The sequence below is a fragment of the Microcystis sp. M53602_WE12 genome (assembly GCF_030065455.1).
Taxonomy (GTDB): domain Bacteria; phylum Cyanobacteriota; class Cyanobacteriia; order Cyanobacteriales; family Microcystaceae; genus Microcystis; species Microcystis aeruginosa.
The window spans coordinates 1-3,368 of record NZ_JASJFB010000342.1 but is presented as its reverse complement, the minus strand read 5'-3'; the positions used below and the strand labels follow the sequence as shown (position 1 = coordinate 3,368).

Annotated in this window: 1 protein-coding gene and 2 pseudogenes; 2 read left to right on the top strand and 1 reads right to left on the bottom strand. The window is 44.3% G+C overall.

The window, feature by feature from the left end; translation table 11 throughout:
- Together PX482_RS12110 and PX482_RS12105 are read left to right on the top strand one after the other, a co-directional pair.
- Positions 1-132: pseudogene (locus PX482_RS12110) on the top strand (IS630-like element ISMae24 family transposase); the annotation flags it as partial.
- Between the two features lie 79 nt (positions 133-211).
- On the top strand, positions 212-3,247 hold the full coding sequence (locus tag PX482_RS12105; RefSeq protein WP_288027247.1) for a WD40 repeat domain-containing protein: 3,036 nt from the start codon (positions 212-214) through the stop codon (positions 3,245-3,247).
- Here PX482_RS12105 and PX482_RS12100 read toward each other — a convergent pair.
- Positions 3,244-3,368, bottom strand: a pseudogene (locus PX482_RS12100) (IS630 family transposase); the annotation flags it as partial. The gene PX482_RS12105 and the pseudogene PX482_RS12100 overlap by 4 nt on opposite strands.

Below are 3,368 nucleotides of genomic sequence, written 5' to 3'. Positions count from 1 at the left end.
GAAATATTATGGAGATTTTTAAAATATGAATGGATTGAATTTAGCGCCTATAAAGACCGAAAGAGCCTCCTCGCTTACGTTAAAAAAGTGCTGGACAATTTTGGAGGCGAGTATGTAATTAATTTTGCCTAGGTACTTATTAGCGGCATCACCGAGCATGGCACATCTAAGGATGACTGAGACTGTATTTTAATTAATCAGGATGGTTGATATGTCAGAACCAAGCGAAATTCAACAAAATATTACAGAAGCTCAATATGCTGCTACCTCTGGGACTGGCAATGCAACCATCACGATTACCAATTACTATTATCGAGAAGAAGCAAGAATAGCCCCTGCTGATTCTGCCGATGTTGCCGATGATAATCTGCCCTGTCCCTATCGTGGCTTGTTTCATTTTGGGCCAGGAGATGCAGAATACTTTTTTGGGCGCAAAAGCTTTATCACAAACCTATTTCAGGCAACCCAAACCCGTAATTTCATCCCCCTATTAGGTGCGTCGGGAAGTGGCAAATCCTCGGTAGTTTTTGCGGGATTAGTCCCTAAATTGCAACAAGAAGGTCACTGGCAGTTTACCCATTTTCGTCCCGGTTCTGACCCTTTTCATGCCCTAGCTTTGGCATTAGTTCCCCTTTATACAACTAATTTAAATGAGACAGAACGCCTCGCCCAAGCGCGTCAGTTAGCAAATTATTTGCGTGATGGCGACATTCCTTTAGCTGATGTTTTTGCCCAAATCCAACACAATTATCCCAGTGAACGGGTACTGCTAATTGCCGACCAATTTGAGGAACTTTATACCCTCTGTCCTGATGAAACAATCCGTCGTAATTTTCTCGATAAATTAACTACATTCCCCTTTGAAAGGGTAGGAATGGTGTTGGTATTAACTATGCGGGCGGATTTCTTGGGGAATGCTCTTTCCTATCGTCCCTTTGCCGATGTCTTACAAAATACTGACTTGAAATTGGGGCCGATGAACCGAGAAGAACTCACAGAAGTTATTGAAAAACCGGCGCAAAAATTGGGGGTGATATTGGAAGCGGGACTGGTGGAGCGCATCCTCGATGATGTGGAGAGTGAGCCGGGGAATTTGCCATTACTAGAGTTTGCCTTAACGGAATTGTGGCAGCGGCGACAGGGCCAACAGTTAACCCATCTGGCATATACAGAAATTGGCCAAGTGCAGGGTGCTTTGGCCCGCCATGCCAATGAAGAATATGACAAGCTGAGTGAGGCGCAACGGGAACAGGTGCGGCGCATTTTCATCCAATTGGTACGCCCAGGGGAAGGCACAGAAGATACGCGGCGGCTGGCGACAAAAGCGGAATTAGGGGCGGTAAATTGGGCGCTGGTGAAACAACTGGCGGATGCGCGTTTAGTTGTCACCAGTCGCAGTGAAGAGGCACAGGTGGAGACGGTGGAAGTGGTGCATGAAGCACTGATTCGCAATTGGGGGGAATTGCGGGGCTGGATGGATACAGACAGGGTTTTTCGCGCTTGGCAGGAGCGTTTGCGGGGGGCGATGGGGCAATGGCAAAAGACGCAGGGGGATGAAGGCTCATGGTTGCGCGGGGCGGCGTTGGCGGAGGCGGAAGAACAATTGAAGAAACGCCCAGAAGATATCAGCCAAAGTGAACAGGATTTTATCAGGCAGAGTCTCCAAGAGCGAGAGCGGATAAAACAAGCCGAAGCAGCCCGCAGGCGGCGGGAAATTAGAACCGCTTGGGGGATTGCGGCGGGTTCCTTGGTGGCGGTGGTAATTAGTACGGGATTGGGTTGGATGGCTTGGAAACAAACACAACAAGCGAAATACAATCAGGCTGAATCTATTGCTAGGCTTTCTTTATCTCTATTGAATGAAAATAAAGGATTAGAAGCTTTTGTACAAGCGATCAAAGCAGGAAAAATTTTGCAAAAACAACGTACAATTAATGCCGAAGTAATGGAGGCTTTACAGAAATCTCTTGTAACCGTAAGAGAATATAATAGCTTTAAGGGGTATGGTTACCTAATCTCCAGCTTAAGCTTTAGTCCAGATGGTAAGACTTTGGCTTCTAGTAGTTCTGACGGCACTATCAAACTTTGGAAGGTAGAAACTGGAGAAGAAATCCACACTCTCAATCTTGATAACTTTGCTAGTGATGGAATTGATAGTGTACGTTTTAGTCCAGACAGCAAAACTTTAGTTTCTGCTGGTAGAGTTATCCAACTCTGGAATGTAGAGACAGGCAAGGAAATCCGCACCCACATGGGGCGGGATGGGTATGTCGATGCCCGCATGGGGCATGATAAGGATATCAGTTTCAGCCCTGACAGCAAGACATTGGCTTCTAGCAGTGATGGCACGACTATCAAACTCTGGAATGTAGAGACAGGAAAAGAAATCCGCACCCTGAAAGGTGACGATAGTTCAGTCCAAAGTGTTAGTTTTAGTCTAGACGGTAAAATATTGGCTGCTGGTAGTGGTGACAAAACAATCAAACTCTGGGATGTAGAGACAGGAGAAAAAATCCGCACCCTAAAAGGTGATGATAGTTTAGCCCAAAGTGTTAGTTTTAGTCCAGACGGTAAGACATTGGTTTCTGGTAGTAATGACCGCACTATCAAACTCTGGGATGTAAAGACAGGAAAAGAAATCCTCACCCTACCAGGTCACTACGATGCTTTTGTCGAAAGTGTTAGTTTTAGTCCAGATGGTAAGACATTAGCTTCTGGTAGTGATGACGACACTATCAAACTCTGGGATGTAAAGACAGGAAACGAAATCCGAACCCTAAAAGGTCACGATAGTTCAGTCAAAAGTGTTAGTTTTAGTCCTGACGGTAAGACATTAGCTTCTGGTAGTGCTGACGGCACTGTCAAATTTTGGAAGGTAGAAAAAGATAAAGAAATACGCCTCCTAAAAGAGGACTATGGTTCGGTCGAAAGTATAAGTTTTAGTCCAGACAGTAATACATTAGCTTCTGGTGGTGATGACCGCACTGTCAAACTTTGGAATGTAGAAAAAGATAAAGAAATACGCCTCCTAAAAGAGGACTATGGTTCGGTCGAAAGTATAAGTTTTAGTCCAGACAGTAATACATTAGCTTCTGGTGGTGATGACGGCACTATCAAACTCTGGGATTTAAAGACAGAACAAGCAATTCAAATATTAAATCTTGGTCATGAATCTGTTGACTTTGGTTCGGATGGTAAGACATTAGCTTTTGTTCGTCCTGATGGCGCTAAGCTTTTACGCATTTAAGTTACATTGACAGCATTACCCTTATTTTTAAGTTTTCTACTCCATTTAATAATCAATCCCCCTTCATTTAAAAGCTGATTGACTACTTTTTCCAGTTCTTCTTTATTTTCAAATTCTCGAT